Below are 14,779 nucleotides of genomic sequence, written 5' to 3' on the forward strand. Positions count from 1 at the left end.
ACGGCTTAACGGTAGACCGGGAAACGCTGGGTCAGCTCGGCAACCTGGCCGCGCACACGTTCGATCGTGGCGGTGTCTTCCGGGTTGTCCAGCACGTCGGCGATCAGGTTACCCACCTGCTCCGCTTCCTTGACACCGAAGCCGCGCGTGGTCATGGCCGGCGAGCCGAGACGCACACCGCTCGTCACGAACGGCTTTTCCGGGTCGTTCGGGATCGCGTTCTTGTTGACGGTGATGTGAGCGGCGCCCAGCGCGGCTTCCGCAGCCTTGCCCGTGATCTTCTTGGCGCGCAGATCGACCAGCATGACGTGGCTTTCGGTACGGCCCGACACGATACGCAGACCGCGCTTGACCAGCGTTTCAGCCAGCACGCGCGCGTTTTCGACCACTTGCTGCTGGTACACCTTGAATTCCGGCGACAGCGCTTCCTTGAACGCAACAGCCTTACCGGCGATCACGTGCATCAGCGGACCACCCTGAATGCCCGGGAAAATGGCCGAGTTGATCTGCTTCTCGAACTCGGCCTTCATCAGGATCACACCGCCACGCGGGCCGCGCAGGCTCTTGTGCGTGGTGGTCGTGACGAAATCGGAGAACGGCACCGGGTTCGGGTACACGCCTGCAGCAACCAGACCGGCGTAGTGCGCCATGTCGACCATGAAGTACGCGCCGACCGACTTGGCGATCTTCGACAGACGTTCGAAATCGATACGCAGCGCGAATGCCGAAGCACCCGCCACGATCAGCTTCGGCTTGTGTTCCTGAGCGAGCTTCTCAGCGGCTTCGTAGTCGATGTCTTCCGCTTCGTTCAGGCCATAGCTGACGACGTTGAACCACTTGCCCGACATGTTGACCGGCGAACCGTGCGTCAGGTGACCACCGTGCGCGAGGCTCATGCCCATGATCGTGTCGCCCGGCTTCAGCATGGCGAAGAACACGCCCTGGTTGGCCTGCGAGCCCGAGTTCGGCTGGACGTTGGCCGCTTCGGCGCCGAACAGTTCCTTGACACGGTCGATCGCCAGTTGCTCGGCGATGTCGACGAATTCGCAGCCGCCGTAGTAGCGCTTGCCCGGATACCCTTCGGCGTATTTGTTGGTGAGCTGCGAGCCTTGCGCGGCCATCACAGCCGGGCTCGTATAGTTTTCCGACGCGATCAGTTCGATGTGCTCTTCCTGACGGCGGTTTTCCTGCTCGATGACTTTCCAGAGTTCAGGATCGACGTTGGCGATGGTGCTTTGGGCTCTATCAAACATACGGATTCCGTTGAGTGTGTTCAGGTTGACCGGATCGTGCGCCGAATCTTGCGTAGAGGGTACGCAGCGCTGCTGGCGGCTGGGCCAGCCCTGACGTGGCGGATAGAGAGACGCCGCACACGCGAGGCAGGACAGCCACCGTCAGCGCAGATCAATGCGCGCGGATCACGGCTGCCCAGGCGAACGGCAAAACGGCACCCTGCGCTTCACGGTGGGTTGTTCCACCTTGAACCCGATTGCTTGAATCGGTTCTATCGCCAGTCACGCAGGGATGAGCGCGTTAGTTTATTGGAAGAGGATCGAATAGGCAACCGGCTACCGGTCGACGCCGGGCGTGCTCGAGAGGCCAGCCCAAGGGCCTCCGGGTGCGGTGTGCAAAGGTCTGAAGAAAACGCGCTGCAAGCCCGCTGCGCGTCCCTGCCACAGCCGCTCATGCGGCTGGTTCAGCCTTGCCGCAGCGCCGCATTGGAAGTAGGCTTGGGACCTTTCTCCTTTACCGACCAGGAAACTGCAATGATCGTGTTCGTCACCGGAGCGTCCGCGGGATTCGGCGCCGCTATCGCTCGCGCCTTCGTCAAGGGCGGCCATCGTGTCGTCGCCACCGCGCGCCGGAAGGACCGCCTTCAGGCGCTCGCCGACGAACTCGGCGACGCGCTTCTGCCCTACGAACTCGACGTACGCGACCGCGCGGCCGTCGAGGCGGTGCCCGCCGGACTGCCGGCGGATTTCGCCGAAATCGACGTGCTCGTCAATAACGCCGGCCTCGCGCTCGGCACCGAGCCGGCGCAAAAAGCGAGTCTGGACGCGTGGAACACCATGATCGAAACCAACTGCACGGGCCTCGTACAGGTTACGCACGCCTTGCTGCCCGGCATGGTGGAGCGCAATCGCGGTCACGTATTTAACCTGGGCTCGGCGGCCGGTAGCTGGCCGTACGCAGGTGGCAACGTTTACGGCGCCACCAAGGCCTTTGTGCGCCAGTTCAGCCTGAACCTGCGCGCCGATCTGGCCGGCACCGCGCTGCGCGTCACCGACATCGAGCCGGGCCTGTGCGGCGGCACCGAATTCTCGAACGTGCGTTTTCGCGGCGACGACGACAAAGCCGCGAAAATGTACGAAAACGTGCAACCGCTGACGCCCGAAGATATCGCCGACTCGATCTACTGGATCGCCACCCGGCCGGCCCACGTCAACATCAACACGATCGAACTCATGCCGGTGGCCCAATCGTTCTCCGCTTTGAGCGTTTATCGCGGCTGAGCCCCGCCGGGCAAGGCGCACACTTTGAAACAGACCTCAAGGTATGCGTTCCGGTAAAATGCGCCGCATGAATGAGTCGACCAGCCAGTCCGGCGCCGAAATTGGCTGCACGTGGTCCATCCGCGTGTACTACGAAGATACCGACGCCGGCGGCATCGTGTTTTACGCGAACTACCTGAAGTTTTTTGAGCGGGCGCGCACCGAATGGCTGCGCGCGTGCGGCGTCGACCAGCGCCGGCTCGCGGATGAAACAGGCGCGATGTTTATCGTAAGCAGCACTGCGGTCGACTATCGGGCGCCGGCACGGCTCGACGATATCGTCAACGTCGTAAGCCGGATCGAACGGCTAGGCAGGGCTTCGGTCGACTTCGTGCAGGAGGCGTGGCGTGACGGCACGCTGCTTGCTACCGGTTCCATCCGGGTCGGCTGCGTCGATCGTATTGCGCTGCGGCCGGCCGCGATTCCTTCACCGGTTCTGGCCGCTTTGCGGCGCGGGCCGGGCGCGAGCAGCGGCGGCGTGTCAACGGACAACGACTGAATCCCGTTGTTACGGGGCCAGTGAACTCATATCGATCTAGCAACACAAAGCATGGTTCGGCTTGCAATCTCGCCGATGCTTCCGTTTTGCTCACGGCAAGCTTCGACTGACCTTGCAGCCGGACGCCCCCTTCCGGGACGTTAAAACGAACCTTTATGAACACTACACAAGATCTGTCGATCGTTTCACTCGTACTCAATGCGAGCCTGCTAGCGCAGGCCGTGATGGCGCTGCTGCTGTTGCTGTCGCTGTTGTCGTGGACTTTCATTTTCCGCAAGTGGTTTGCGATCCGCCGGGCGCGCGCGCAAACTGAACGCTTCGAACGCGATTTCTGGTCGGGCGGCGACCTGCAGGCGCTGTATCAAAGCGCGGCCAACAACCGCCATACGATCGGCGCGCTGGAACGCATTTTCGAGTCCGGCATGCGCGAATTCCTGAAGGGCAAGGAAAAACGCCTGAATGACTCGGGCGCGATTCTCGACGGCGCACGGCGCGCCATGCGCGCTGCGTTCCAGCGTGAAATGGACGTGCTCGAAGCCAACCTCGCGTTTCTCGCGTCGGTCGGTTCGGTCAGCCCGTATATCGGTCTGTTCGGCACGGTGTGGGGGATCATGAACGCGTTCCGCGGCCTCGCCAATGTGCAGCAGGCCACGCTGGCGAACGTCGCGCCGGGTATCGCCGAAGCGCTGACCGCCACCGCGATCGGCCTGTTCGCCGCGATTCCGGCCGTGGTGGCCTATAACCGCTACGCGCACGACATCGATCGTCTGGCGATCCGCTTCGAGACCTTCATCGAAGAGTTCTCGAACATTCTGCAGCGCCAGGCACAGTAAGGAGTCCACGATGGCAGGCTCTCGTTCCTCCAGCATGCGCGGCAGCCGTCAGCGCCGCGCCATGGCCGACATCAACGTCGTGCCGTATATCGACGTGATGCTCGTGCTGCTCGTGATCTTCATGGTGACTGCGCCGCTGGTCGCCCCGTCGATCGTCAATCTGCCCACCGTAGGCGGCGCCGCGCCGCAACAGCAAACGCCTCCCGTGATCGTGAACATCCGTGCGGACGGCAACATGAGCGTCAAGTACAAGGACGATTCCGGCGCGCAGCAGCAGGAAGACATGTCGAAGGCTGATCTGAAAGGCTTCATCGCCGATCGTGCGCAAGCGCATCCCGATCAGCCCGTCGTGATCGCCGCCGACAAGACCGTGAAGTACGAAGTCGTCATGAACGTGATGTCCGAACTGAAAGGCGAAGGCGTCAAACGTGTTGGATTGCTCGTCAAATCGCAATGATCCGCAAGAATCCCGACTACCCGCTCCAGCCACCGCGTGAACGCGGCACCTGGCGAGCCTTTGTGTTCGCGCTGGTGATGCACGCGTTGCTCGGGTTCTTCCTGTATCACGGCATTCAGTGGCAAAACAGTACGCCGGAAGGTGCGGAAGCCGAGTTGTGGACCGAAGTGCCGGATACGGCCATTCCGCGTCCCGTTCCGCCCCCGCCGCCCGTGCCGGTCGCCCCTGCCCCGCCGTTGCCGGACGAACAGGCCGACATCGCGCTGCAGGAAAAGAAACGCCAGCAGCAGGAAGCTGCTCGTCAGGCGCAACTGGCTGAGCAGTTGCGCCAGCAAAAGTTGCAGGCCCAGCAGGAAGCCGAGGCGAAACGGCAGCAGCAACTGGCCGCCGACCAGGCTGCGCAGCTTGCCGCGCAAAAGGCTGCGGCAGCGAAACAGAAGCAGCAGCAACAGCAACAGCAGCAGGCCGACAAGCTCAAGCAACAGCAACTGGCCGATCAGCAAAAGCAGCAGCAGAAAGAACAACAGCAACAGGAACAGCAGAAGCAGGCCGACGCTGAAGCGGCGCAGAAGAAGGCCGATGCGCAGAAAGCGGCCAAGGCCAAGGCTCAGGCCGACGCTGCGGCGCAAGCGAAGAAGGTGGACTCGGAACGTCGCGCGCGTCTCGCACAGATGATGCAAGGTTCGGCCGGCGGAACGGGCTCGACCGATGGGCTCGGCAAGAGCGGCACGGGTACGGGTTCGGGCGGCACGGCAACATCGCCGGGTTACGCGGACAAGGTCCGTCGTCTGGTTCTCCGGAATATCTCATGGTCCGGCGAAACGGAAGGTCTGGAAACCGTGATCACCGTGCGCTGTTCGCCGACGGGCACATTGCTTGATGCCAGCGTGTTGCACAGCAGCGGCAACTCGGCGTGGGACGACGCGGCATTGCGAGCGGTTCAGCGTTCGAACCCGATGCCTCAGGACATCGACGGCAAGACGCCAACCAGTTTCAAAATTACGTTGCGGCCGGCAGGTTGATTTCAGCAGCATGACAGTCAGTTGACAGCAGACCTGGCGCCCCGCCCAGCGTGGCGCCATTCGGGAACGAATTAGTGCTTTCCGGGTCTGTCTGCTGTCGTGAAGTCTTAGTAAAACCGTTTTTGGGGAAACCATACAGCATGAGTTTGATGACCAAGCTAGGCCTGCGGACACTTGTAGCGTCGTGCCTGATCGCCGTCGGCGGTGCCGCCAACGCACAACTCAACGTCCTCGTGACAGGCGTCGGGTCAACCCAGTTTCCGATCGCAACGGCGAATTTCGCCAATGAAGCGAACTCGCCGCAACAGGTCAGCACGATCGTGCGCCAGGATCTGCAACGCAGCGGCAAGTTCACGAACATCGACGCGGGCGCCACGCCCGTCGCCGAAACCGATTCCGTCGACCTCGGAAGCTGGAAGGCCAAGGGCGCCAACGCATTCGTGTCGGGCAGCGTGAACCGCCTGCCGAACGGCCAGTACGAAGTGCGTTTCAAACTGTACGACACGGTCAAGGGCGAAAGCCTCGGCGGCCTCGTGCTCGTGAGCCCGGAAAGCGGCTTGCGCATGAGCGCGCATAAAGTTGCCGACTACATTTACGCCAAACTGATGGGCGGCCGCGGTGTGTTCGCTACGCGTCTGTCGTACGTGATCAAGACCGGCGGCCGTTACCAGTTGCAGATTTCCGATTCGGATGGCCAGGACGCGCACATCGCGCTGTCGAGCCCCGAGCCGATCATCTCGCCGGCCTGGTCGCCTGACGGCACCAAGGTTGCTTACGTATCGTTCGAAAAGAAGAAGCCGATCGTCTACATTCACGATCTGCCTACGGGCCGCCGTGTGGTCGTCTCGGATCAGAAGGGCAACAACAGTGCGCCGGCCTGGTCGCCGGACGGCCGCACGCTGGCCGTCGCGCTCTCGCGCACCGGCAATACGCAGATTTTCGCCGTCAATGCAGACGGCAGCGGCCTGCGCCGCCTCACGCAAGGCAGCTCGATCGACACCGAACCGTGCTTCTCTCCTGACGGCCAGTCGATCTATTTCACGAGCGACCGTGGCGGCCAACCGCAAATCTACAAGATGCCGGCAGCGGGCGAAAACGCCGGCGCCGCGCAACGCGTCACGTTCACGGGCAGCTATAACACCAGCCCGCGCATCAGCCCGGACGGCAAACAGCTCGCTTATATCTCGCGCGTCGGCGGCGGGTTCAAGCTTTATATCCAGGACCTGCAAGGCAACACTGCCACAGGCCTGACGGACACGACACATGACGAATCGCCGAGCTTCGCGGCGAACGGTCAGTACATTCTTTACGCCACACAGGTGAACGGCCGTGGCGTGTTGGCCGCAGTATCGACCGACGGTCGCACTCGGCAGGTCCTGTCCGTTCAGGGTGGCAGCGTACGCGAGCCATCCTGGGGCCCGTTTATGCAATAACGTTGATGCAATAACACAAGGAGAGTAACCAAATGATGTCCAAACTTCGTTTCGCCTTTGCCGTATTGATGGTCGGTGCACTGGCCGCGTGTCACTCGGGCGTCAAGCTCGACGAAAACGCTAACAAGGGTGGTGCAGTCTCGACGCAGCCGAACCCGACCGATGTCGCACAGGTCAACGTCGATCCGCTGAACGATCCGAACAGCCCGCTGGCCAAACGCAGCATTTACTTCGACTTCGACAGCTACTCGGTCAAAGACGACTACCAATCGCTGCTGCAACAACACGCGCAATACCTGAAGAGCCATCCGCAACGTCACGTCCTGATCCAGGGCAACACCGACGAACGCGGCACGAGCGAGTACAACCTGGCACTCGGCCAGAAGCGTGCTGAAGCTGTGCGCCGTTCGCTGTCGTTGATGGGCGTGACGGACTCGCAAATGGAAGCCGTGAGCCTGGGCAAGGAAAAGCCGCAAGCTACGGGTCATGACGAATCGTCGTGGGCACAAAACCGCCGCGCCGACCTCGTGTACCAACAGTAAGTAACGGGTGATGAGCCGAATGACGCATCGTTTCTCCTGGCTGCGGTTTGCCGCAGCGGCCTGTGTCGCAGGCACCGCCTTCGTGACGGTGCCCGCGCATGCGGGCATCTTCGACGACGATCAGGCCCGTCAGGCCATTCTCGATCTGCGTTCGAAGACCGATAGCCTGTCGAGCCAGTTGTCGGCCGCACAGCGTACGATCCTCGATCAGTCCAACCGTCTCGACCAGCTCAACCAGCAGGTCGCTACGCTGCGTGGACAGAACGAGGACATGGGCAACCAGCTCACCACGCTGCAAAAACAGCAGAAGGACTACTACACCGATCTGGACACGCGGCTGAAGAAATTCGAGCCGCAGCAACAGACGGTGGACGGCGTCCAGGGTGAGGTTCAGCCGGGTGAAACCGATTCGTTCAACGCGGCTTCGCAGCAGTTCCGTAGTGGCGATTTCAAGAATGCGGCGGCGTCGTTCCGCACTTTCATCTCCAAGTATCCGAACAGTCCTTACCAGCCGACCGCGCAGTACTGGCTCGGCAACGCGCTGTATGCATTGCGCGACTACAAGGGTTCGACGGCGACCTGGCAGGGTGTGGTGAAGAACTACCCGCAGCATCCGCGTGCGCCGGATTCACTGATGGCGATTGCGAACAATCAGCTCGAGCAAGGTCAGAAGGCTGCGGCCAAGAAGACGCTGGAGCAGATCGTGGCGCAATACAGCGGCTCGGACGTCGCTCAGTCGGCTCAGAGCAAGCTGTCGCAGATCAAGTAGTTCTGATGGTTGTGTTGCAGGTAGTAATCGCAGGCAGTAACGCGCAGTGTCCGACGTCATAGTCACGCGCGCCTCTCGCTGGAAAGCCCGGGTAGCGATACCCGGGCTTTTCACTATCTGAGTGAAGTAGCGGTAGCCGAATGGGTCACTACGGGTTGACAGCCCGCCAAGGCTATCGCTATAATCTCGCTTCTCTTTTGGGTCGTTAGCTCAGCTGGTAGAGCAGCGGACTTTTAATCCGTTGGTCACAGGTTCGAATCCCGTACGGCCTACCAAAAGATTCAAGGGCTTGCCGTCAAGGCAAGCCCTTTTTCTTTGCCCCTCGCGGGCAAAAATATGCCTTTGCCGGAATTCTGCCGGAACGCAATTATGCGAACCAAGACGATAAACAACGTTTTGGGATTGCAGAATGGCATTCATCGCACAGCGCGGGGCCTTTTGGCGGGCCGAGGTTCGCCGCAAGGGTCACAAACCCGTCTACCGTACTTTTGACACCCGCCAACAGGCGCAGCAGTGGGCTCGACGAATCGAGTCCGAGATAGATTGCGGCGCGTATGTGGATCGGACCGCTGCCGAACGGACAACGCTGCGCGAAGCGTTGCTCCGCTACCAGCGCGAGATCGTTCCCACAAAGCGCTACCAACGCCAAGAGAACCATCGCATCTCGCGCTGGCTTCACGATGATCTCGCTCACCGCACGCTCGCCAACCTTCGAGGCGTAGATTTCGCCCGGTATCGGGATACACGACGCGACGCCGGTAGAGCCGAAAACACGATCCGGCTAGAACTCCAATTGGTCAGCCACCTGTTCGAGATAGCTCGAAAGGAGTGGGGATTCGAAGGTCTTCCAAACCCGCTCAAGAACATTCGAAAGCCGTCCGGCAGTCGTGCACGTGACAGGCGCCTACGGCCTGGCGAATTCGAAACGCTGCATACCCTCCTCTCATCAAGCCATAACCCTTGGGTCGCGCCAGCATATGAATTGGCGATCGAAACCAGTTTGCGGCAAGGGACTTTGTTCGCCCTCAAATGGGAATGGGTGGATGTTAAAGCCCGCCTCATCACCTTTCCGCCGGAAGCTCGCGGAACAGAAAACAAGGGCGTCCCACATGTCCTTCCCCTTTCCCTTCGGGCAGTCGCGGTGCTTCGGAACCTCTCGGCCATCGCCGAGGGCAATACTCGCTTTCTCGACAAGCGTCTCCACTTCGGACCCGTCGACGTCAACCCGAGCCAATTACGAGGTCGAGTTTTCGGTACGACCGCTAACGCCGTGCTGTGCGTTTGGAAAAGATGCCTCGTGAAAGCAGCCGAGTTGAAGCCAGAAATAAAGGAGCTTCGCTGGCACGACCTTCGCCATGAAGCGGCGTCACGTCTGTTCGAGAAAGGCTTGCACCCGATGGAAGTCGCTTCGATAACCGGCCACCGGAGCATGCAAATGCTCAAACGATATACCCACCTGAAACCTGAAAGCTTGCTGGAAAAGCTCGGATAGCGACGCTGCATGTCGTAAAGCGGCGCGCCGACCGGCTGGCACCGGCCGACACGCCTGACCCTGCCCAACCTGATTGGAGGTTTGCATGGCTAACGCCATTTTGCACCACCCACTCTCCACCTTGCCGGTGGACTCAGCCTTACTGCTCGTTTTCCAGTGCGAAGACCCGTTCCTGATGCCGCTGAACCGGATCGAGGAGTTGATTCGCGAAGCGAAGCCGGGAAGCGAGTTACGCGGTTACCTTTGGGGACTGTATGACCAACGCCGCGCTGCGGTGTATTCGGGAGCGTGATCGTGCGAGCGCCTGTTGCCTCCGTCTTGTTTGCAGTGCTGTCTGCATCTGCCGTCGCGCAGTCCGCTAACGATCCACTTGGCGTTGAAACCAACGCCGACGCGAACACCCTCGCCGCTTGGGAGCGCTACTACGACACAACCGTCACTGAGTGTATCTGCGTAAACGGTGTCTCCACATTCCACCAGACCACGGTCCGGCAGTACCTCGCCGAAGGAAAGGCCCTCGACCGGAAGGTACGGCTCCTTCAACTGTTCGTTCCGGGCCCGCTCGCGGTACGTCTCGCATCGACTTGCCAATAAGGATGCCACTGTGAAGATCACCAAGATCAGATTGAGTGCCGCGCTCGCCGGCGCTGCGCTGCTCCCCGTCAGCAGCAGTGCCTTCGCCATATGTGACGGGTGCGTCGTCGCCGCAATCACGGAGGCGCAAGTGACAATTCAAACAGCGATCGCCTCTCTCGGTTCATCGCTGTCCACGCTCCTGAACGAGATCGATACCGACATTGCCAGCGTCGGCTCGAAGATGTCCGACAGCGTCGTTCAGGCGTCCAACACGCAGCGCGAAATGGCGCTCGAAGTGCAGCGGCAACAGGAAATGGATCAGGTTGCTCGCGAAACAGAGTTGCCCATTGATCCCTGCGCAACGTCCTCCAGCAACTATGCGCTGCAGGCTGTTCGCGATGCGGCGTCAAAGTCGTCCCTCCTGCGCCCTGGTGGCTCGCATGTCGGCTCTCCGGTGCTGGACAATGCACTTAACTCGCCGGCCCCCTCGATTGAGGCATCGCGTCGAGCCTCGGCGAGTATCCACAACGACAACTATTGCAGCGCCCTCGAACTGAAACTGGGCTACGCCGGCTGCAAGGCGTCCACGATGCCCGACGGCGATGCGGACGTGGATTCTGTCTTTATCGGCGCAGGCATGCCGGGGAAAGGCGTCGATCTGACGTTCACGCCGCAGCAGACCGAAGCCGCTCGCGCCTACGCGCGTATGTCGATCGATCCGCAGCCGCCCGAAAACATCACGAGGGCAGAGGCCAGCACTGAAACGGGAAAGATGTACATCGCGATGCAGAAGGCGCACCAAGCCAACATGTCGTCCGCGATGAAGCCAATGAATGACCTGATTGCGTCACGGATGCCCTTTGCCAGCAGCGCCCAACTGATCCAGGACCTCAAGCAGTCAGACGCCGCGGCGCAGTATTTCAACGCGACCGCATCGAGCGTCGCGAAGAGCACGGGCACGATGAGCCTCGCCGAACTGGAAGACTTCGAAGCGGGCCGCCGCTGGCGCAACCCGTACTGGCAAATCGAATTCGGGGCCGTGGCCGACCCGACGAAGCTCCTGCGTGAACTGCTCTTTTCAACGGCGTTCCTGGCCGAACAGACCCATGAACATGTTGAATTGCAGCGGCAAACGAATGTCCTGCTCGGCCAACTGCTCTCGGCCAACCAGCGCGGAACCGATCGCACCGCGATCGAGGCGCAACTTCAGCGCGTGCGCGCGACCAACGCGAGGTGATGCCATGTCGAGAAACATCAACCACGTATTGCGGGTATTAGCCGGTTTGCCGCACGTCGTGCGCCGTCGCCGTGCACGCGGGGGATTGAGTCACGAACAGTTCAAAGACGCATGCCTGATCGTCCAGTTTCTTTTTCTGGTGCATTGCTTCCTGTTCGCGGCGATCTGGTGGGAGCAAAGTCACGATGACCCACTCAACTGGCTCGGCGTTGGCGTGGCCGTCGCATGGGTTGTTTTTTTCTGGTGGTTTCTCCTGAAACACGCTTACACGAATCTCGAAAACGCGGTCGAGAAGGAGATTTCACGATGAGTATCGAATCGAAGAAACCCGGCATCGGCCGTCGCATTGCTCGTGCGAGCCTGTACATGATCCCGTTCTACCCGGTCTACCGTGCCTTCAAGTCCGTCAAGGACACGGCGGGTAGCGGTGTGAAAACGTTGCACGATCTGACCCAAGAACTGGATCGGCAAAAGCCGACAACCCGCCATGTCAGAAGCTATCGCGAAGCGCTAGCGCGACGGCCGTCCGACGCACTGCCGCTGAAGCGGATCGCGCAAGACTGCCTCAACAAGAAACGCATGTGCCTCGCCTTCGTCACGTTATGTGGCTTGTATGTCATTTGGGGGGTGTTCGGCGGGGACATTTTCGCCGTGGTGAACGGCATCCTCGGCATCGGTCTGCCGATGCTGTTTGCGGTCAAGTACGAGTGGCAGCTATGGCAACTGGAGACCGGCCCGCAACAGCCCGACGCGCCGCTCGGCAGTCTCCGCGATTTCTTTCGCTCGCGAGATGCTGTGTTGCGCCTGTTCAATCCACGCTTCTAGCAAGGTGTGTCGATGAAGAATCTCGATAAGCTCAAGCGGGCAATGGTAGCGACATCGCTCTTGCTGGCAACAGCAACGTCGTTTGCGCAGCAACAATCTGTGTCCATCGGCGATATCCAGAACGCGGCGAACCGAAGCGGCGACAAGTCGATGTCGATCCTCGAGACAATGTTTGGTCCGGTAGTACACAACCCGCTGGCCGCCGGCAGTGGGGCGAGTGGCATGATCGCGCAGATGTTTCTCGTGCTGAATTCGTGCGTGCTCGCGGTGGGGGTGATATGGGCCATGTATCAGGGCACAACGGCACTCATCGCAACGGGACAGGACGGCGAATTCATGGGTCAGAAGAAGTCGTCTCCGTGGTTCGTCATTCGAATGGGAGCCGGCTTTACAGGGCTACTGCCTGCCTTCGGCGGCTTCAGCGGCGTACAGATGGTGATGTTGTGGGGAACCATGATCGGCGTCGGCATCGCAAATCTCACTATGGCCGCCGCCGTTAGCTTTCTGAACACGGGCGGCTCGATGATCGCTACGCCGGCTGCACCACCGGCAACGACTCTGGCGAAAGCACTGTTCGAAGCGAACCTGTGTGCGCAATCCGCAAACACTGCGATCGCGAACATGCCGAACGATACCGGCGTGTCGGTCGATCCCGCCGAAAGGTTCAGCCCGATTCAGACCGGCACAAAGGTCGTGATGATGAATCAGCTTGGCCTTTCGTGTGGCGGAGCGGAAATTGACCTCACAGCCCCACCGTCGATACCGTCATACGATGGCATGGCAGTCTATTCGGTCGATCCGAACGCGGCGTACTCGCGGATGCTCACCGCGCACCAAAATGCGCTGACCGTGATGCAGTCCACCTTGTTCGCCGCAGCACAAACCTACGTCTCCGCCATCAACGGGCAGACTCAGCCCACCGACCCTGGGAGCACCATCAACCAGGCGGCACTGCAATACCAGGCCACGATAACGCAGGCAATCTCGAACTCATCGAGCGCCATCAACGGACTGGCAAGCGTCATCCAGTCGAACCTGCAACGCGATGGCTGGCTCATGATGGGTTCGTGGTATCAGACTTTCGCGCAGGCAAACTCGCAACTCAGCAGCCTCGCGGGCGCGACGGCCGCCGCCGTTCCTGGCACGGGCGGGGACAACATGCCATACCCGACGCTATACCGTAAGGTCAGCGCCGTCTATAGCCAGCAGCTTCAACAGGATGCATCGGTCACCACGACACAAGGCGCACTCGATAACCTCGCGACGGGTATCACCGGTACCGACCCGAAGAGCATCATCGGGAAGATCTTCAACGCGCAAGGTCTGGTGAAGTGGGCGGTTAACCTTAACTCGGGGCAAGGGCCGGCCGGATCGACCAATCCGCTGATCGGCATGAAGAACCTCGGCGACTATATCCTCGATGCAGGCTGGACGGCACTCGGTGGATATGCTGGTGTACAGGCCGCCTTGGGTGCGAAAGACAGTTTGATTGGCAAGGCCGCAGAGGTCGTGACAGGCGGAATCTCAGGGTTGGTCGGCGGTATGGGCAGCGGCTTGATGAAGGCGCTTGGCCCGTTCATCGTGATGCTTGTTATCACGTTGTTTTTCTTCGGCGCAACGCTGTCGATCTACATTCCGATGCTGCCGTTCATGGTGTGGTTTGGGGGCCTTGTCGGCTGGTTTGCTGTAGTCTGCGAAAGCCTTGTCGCGTCGCCGTTATGGGCCTTCGCTCACCTCGACGGCGAGGGCGAAGGCATGGGCCAGCGCACCACGCACGGCTACATCTTCCTGCTCAACGTCATGTTTCGGCCTGTGTTCATGATTTTCGGCTTCGTTTTTGGTGGAGCCGGTGTTGTCGTGCTCGGCACGCTACTCAACACGATGTTCGGGGTCGCGCTGGCGAACGCGCAGTTCGACTCGACAACCGGGCTGGTTAGCATCATCGGTTTCATCGTGCTGTACGTGAGCATGTGCCTGTCGCTCGTCAACGGCGCTTTCTCGCTTATCCATGTGATACCCGATCAGGTATTTGCATGGATCGGCGGCCAGATGACAGGTGCTGTCGGCCGAGACATGCCAGATAAGGCGGACAAGAACTTCGGCGCGGGCCTCAATCAAGGGGCCAACGTTGCCCGCAGTCAAGCGCCTACGATGCTGGGGGGCAGTGGCGCTCCGACCGACCCCAAAGACGCTGGTCGCATCTCCCGCGAACGCGTGTAGCGGAAGCCCGTCTGCGCGACGGGCTTCTTTTGAATACATGCTACGCGGCGCGGATCGACGCTATGAAGGCGTCAAAATCCTTGTCGTACACTCGTTGACGATTCTGTTGCACCATCAGGTAATTCGCTGGATCGACCTTTGCCAGTTCGTGCAGAGCCGCGTCCTTCAGCGCCTTGTTACCCGCGAGGTTCGCTTCCGCAGCCAACAGTTGTTGCTCGAGCTTTTTCGCATAAGCCTTCCAGTCTGCTGCGGTCTGCTCGGCGGCGAATGCCCTGCCAAGCGCTGCCCCGTTATCGCTCATTCTTTTGCTCCCTCGGATACA

At 60.6% G+C, this 14,779-nt stretch carries 16 protein-coding genes, 1 tRNA gene and 1 riboswitch; of the genes, 15 read left to right on the forward strand and 2 right to left on the reverse strand.

All coding sequences use genetic code 11. The annotated features are described in order from the left end of the window. Nucleotides 1-5: 5 nt before the first annotated feature. Nucleotides 6-1,253, reverse strand: coding sequence for a serine hydroxymethyltransferase (gene glyA, locus HWY05_RS25040; RefSeq protein WP_035552909.1), 1,248 nt, complete (start codon nucleotides 1,251-1,253; stop codon nucleotides 6-8). Between the two features lie 166 nt (nucleotides 1,254-1,419). After that, nucleotides 1,420-1,528, reverse strand: a riboswitch (ZMP/ZTP riboswitch). Between the two features lie 238 nt (nucleotides 1,529-1,766). Here glyA and ydfG point away from each other — a divergent pair. The 15 genes from ydfG (at nucleotide 1,767) to HWY05_RS25115 (ending at nucleotide 14,457) form a co-directional block, all read left to right on the forward strand. After that, the gene (gene ydfG, locus HWY05_RS25045; RefSeq protein ID WP_035552911.1) at nucleotides 1,767-2,513 is read left to right on the forward strand and encodes a bifunctional NADP-dependent 3-hydroxy acid dehydrogenase/3-hydroxypropionate dehydrogenase YdfG; all 747 of its coding nucleotides are present in this window, start codon (nucleotides 1,767-1,769) and stop codon (nucleotides 2,511-2,513) included. 58 nt (nucleotides 2,514-2,571) lie between these two features. Then, the gene (gene ybgC / locus HWY05_RS25050; RefSeq protein WP_176060045.1) at nucleotides 2,572-3,051 is read left to right on the forward strand and encodes a tol-pal system-associated acyl-CoA thioesterase; all 480 of its coding nucleotides are present in this window, start codon (nucleotides 2,572-2,574) and stop codon (nucleotides 3,049-3,051) included. A 155-nt stretch (nucleotides 3,052-3,206) separates the two neighbouring features. Continuing rightward, on the forward strand, nucleotides 3,207-3,884 hold the full coding sequence (gene tolQ, locus HWY05_RS25055; RefSeq protein WP_012431821.1) for a protein TolQ: 678 nt from the start codon (nucleotides 3,207-3,209) through the stop codon (nucleotides 3,882-3,884). A gap of 10 nt (nucleotides 3,885-3,894) precedes the next feature. Beyond that, nucleotides 3,895-4,341: a protein TolR gene (tolR, locus tag HWY05_RS25060; RefSeq protein ID WP_035552913.1), complete on the forward strand. Its 447-nt coding sequence runs from the start codon at nucleotides 3,895-3,897 to the stop codon at nucleotides 4,339-4,341. Next, on the forward strand, nucleotides 4,338-5,363 hold the full coding sequence (gene tolA, locus HWY05_RS25065; RefSeq protein WP_176059960.1) for a cell envelope integrity protein TolA: 1,026 nt from the start codon (nucleotides 4,338-4,340) through the stop codon (nucleotides 5,361-5,363). Before tolR ends, tolA begins: the two co-directional genes overlap by 4 nt. 140 nt (nucleotides 5,364-5,503) lie before the next feature. Next, nucleotides 5,504-6,796, forward strand: coding sequence for a Tol-Pal system beta propeller repeat protein TolB (gene tolB, locus HWY05_RS25070; RefSeq protein WP_035552918.1), 1,293 nt, complete (start codon nucleotides 5,504-5,506; stop codon nucleotides 6,794-6,796). Nucleotides 6,797-6,828: 32 nt separating this feature from the next. After that, nucleotides 6,829-7,338: a peptidoglycan-associated lipoprotein Pal gene (gene pal / locus HWY05_RS25075; RefSeq protein WP_035552920.1), complete on the forward strand. Its 510-nt coding sequence runs from the start codon at nucleotides 6,829-6,831 to the stop codon at nucleotides 7,336-7,338. Between the two features lie 19 nt (nucleotides 7,339-7,357). Further along, the gene (ybgF, locus tag HWY05_RS25080) at nucleotides 7,358-8,107 is read left to right on the forward strand and encodes a tol-pal system protein YbgF (RefSeq protein ID WP_176060046.1); all 750 of its coding nucleotides are present in this window, start codon (nucleotides 7,358-7,360) and stop codon (nucleotides 8,105-8,107) included. A 199-nt stretch (nucleotides 8,108-8,306) separates the two neighbouring features. Then, nucleotides 8,307-8,382, forward strand: a tRNA-Lys gene (locus HWY05_RS25085). A gap of 134 nt (nucleotides 8,383-8,516) precedes the next feature. Continuing rightward, the gene (locus tag HWY05_RS25090; RefSeq protein ID WP_176059961.1) at nucleotides 8,517-9,599 is read left to right on the forward strand and encodes a site-specific integrase; all 1,083 of its coding nucleotides are present in this window, start codon (nucleotides 8,517-8,519) and stop codon (nucleotides 9,597-9,599) included. A gap of 85 nt (nucleotides 9,600-9,684) precedes the next feature. Beyond that, nucleotides 9,685-9,891 carry a hypothetical protein gene (locus HWY05_RS25095; RefSeq protein ID WP_176059962.1) on the forward strand — a complete coding sequence of 69 codons (207 nt, stop codon included), beginning with the start codon at nucleotides 9,685-9,687 and terminating at the stop codon, nucleotides 9,889-9,891. A 312-nt stretch (nucleotides 9,892-10,203) separates the two neighbouring features. Then, complete coding sequence (gene traW / locus HWY05_RS25100) at nucleotides 10,204-11,412, forward strand: conjugal transfer protein TraW (protein WP_176059963.1); 1,209 nt, start codon at nucleotides 10,204-10,206, stop codon at nucleotides 11,410-11,412. 4 nt (nucleotides 11,413-11,416) lie between these two features. Continuing rightward, on the forward strand, nucleotides 11,417-11,722 hold the full coding sequence (locus HWY05_RS25105) for a hypothetical protein (RefSeq protein WP_176059964.1): 306 nt from the start codon (nucleotides 11,417-11,419) through the stop codon (nucleotides 11,720-11,722). Between the two features lie 56 nt (nucleotides 11,723-11,778). Next, on the forward strand, nucleotides 11,779-12,237 hold the full coding sequence (locus tag HWY05_RS25110; protein ID WP_244146690.1) for a hypothetical protein: 459 nt from the start codon (nucleotides 11,779-11,781) through the stop codon (nucleotides 12,235-12,237). A 12-nt stretch (nucleotides 12,238-12,249) separates the two neighbouring features. Continuing rightward, nucleotides 12,250-14,457: a DotA/TraY family protein gene (locus HWY05_RS25115; protein WP_176059966.1), complete on the forward strand. Its 2,208-nt coding sequence runs from the start codon at nucleotides 12,250-12,252 to the stop codon at nucleotides 14,455-14,457. A 40-nt stretch (nucleotides 14,458-14,497) separates the two neighbouring features. On the opposite strand, the gene HWY05_RS25120 is transcribed toward HWY05_RS25115, so the two are convergent. After that, complete coding sequence (locus HWY05_RS25120) at nucleotides 14,498-14,758, reverse strand: hypothetical protein (RefSeq protein ID WP_176059967.1); 261 nt, start codon at nucleotides 14,756-14,758, stop codon at nucleotides 14,498-14,500. Nucleotides 14,759-14,779 lie beyond the last annotated feature (21 nt).

The organism is Paraburkholderia sp. BCC1876 (assembly GCF_902833695.1).
In the GTDB taxonomy this organism is placed as follows: domain Bacteria; phylum Pseudomonadota; class Gammaproteobacteria; order Burkholderiales; family Burkholderiaceae; genus Paraburkholderia.

What these genes read in the sequence shown, in the direction of transcription:
- HWY05_RS25090 (WP_176059961.1), top strand. Translation starts at nt 8,517, where the DNA reads ATGGCATTCATCGCACAGCGCGGGGCCTTTTGGCGGGCCGAGGTTCGC.
- tolA (WP_176059960.1), top strand. Translation starts at nt 4,338, where the DNA reads ATGATCCGCAAGAATCCCGACTACCCGCTCCAGCCACCGCGTGAACGC.
- ybgF (WP_176060046.1), top strand. Translation starts at nt 7,358, where the DNA reads ATGACGCATCGTTTCTCCTGGCTGCGGTTTGCCGCAGCGGCCTGTGTC.
- glyA (WP_035552909.1), bottom strand. Translation starts at nt 1,253, where the DNA reads ATGTTTGATAGAGCCCAAAGCACCATCGCCAACGTCGATCCTGAACTC.
- HWY05_RS25095 (WP_176059962.1), top strand. Translation starts at nt 9,685, where the DNA reads ATGGCTAACGCCATTTTGCACCACCCACTCTCCACCTTGCCGGTGGAC.
- pal (WP_035552920.1), top strand. Translation starts at nt 6,829, where the DNA reads ATGATGTCCAAACTTCGTTTCGCCTTTGCCGTATTGATGGTCGGTGCA.
- ydfG (WP_035552911.1), top strand. Translation starts at nt 1,767, where the DNA reads ATGATCGTGTTCGTCACCGGAGCGTCCGCGGGATTCGGCGCCGCTATC.
- tolR (WP_035552913.1), top strand. Translation starts at nt 3,895, where the DNA reads ATGGCAGGCTCTCGTTCCTCCAGCATGCGCGGCAGCCGTCAGCGCCGC.
- HWY05_RS25115 (WP_176059966.1), top strand. Translation starts at nt 12,250, where the DNA reads ATGAAGAATCTCGATAAGCTCAAGCGGGCAATGGTAGCGACATCGCTC.
- tolQ (WP_012431821.1), top strand. Translation starts at nt 3,207, where the DNA reads ATGAACACTACACAAGATCTGTCGATCGTTTCACTCGTACTCAATGCG.
- HWY05_RS25105 (WP_176059964.1), top strand. Translation starts at nt 11,417, where the DNA reads ATGTCGAGAAACATCAACCACGTATTGCGGGTATTAGCCGGTTTGCCG.
- tolB (WP_035552918.1), top strand. Translation starts at nt 5,504, where the DNA reads ATGAGTTTGATGACCAAGCTAGGCCTGCGGACACTTGTAGCGTCGTGC.
- HWY05_RS25110 (WP_244146690.1), top strand. Translation starts at nt 11,779, where the DNA reads ATGATCCCGTTCTACCCGGTCTACCGTGCCTTCAAGTCCGTCAAGGAC.
- ybgC (WP_176060045.1), top strand. Translation starts at nt 2,572, where the DNA reads ATGCGCCGCATGAATGAGTCGACCAGCCAGTCCGGCGCCGAAATTGGC.
- HWY05_RS25120 (WP_176059967.1), bottom strand. Translation starts at nt 14,758, where the DNA reads ATGAGCGATAACGGGGCAGCGCTTGGCAGGGCATTCGCCGCCGAGCAG.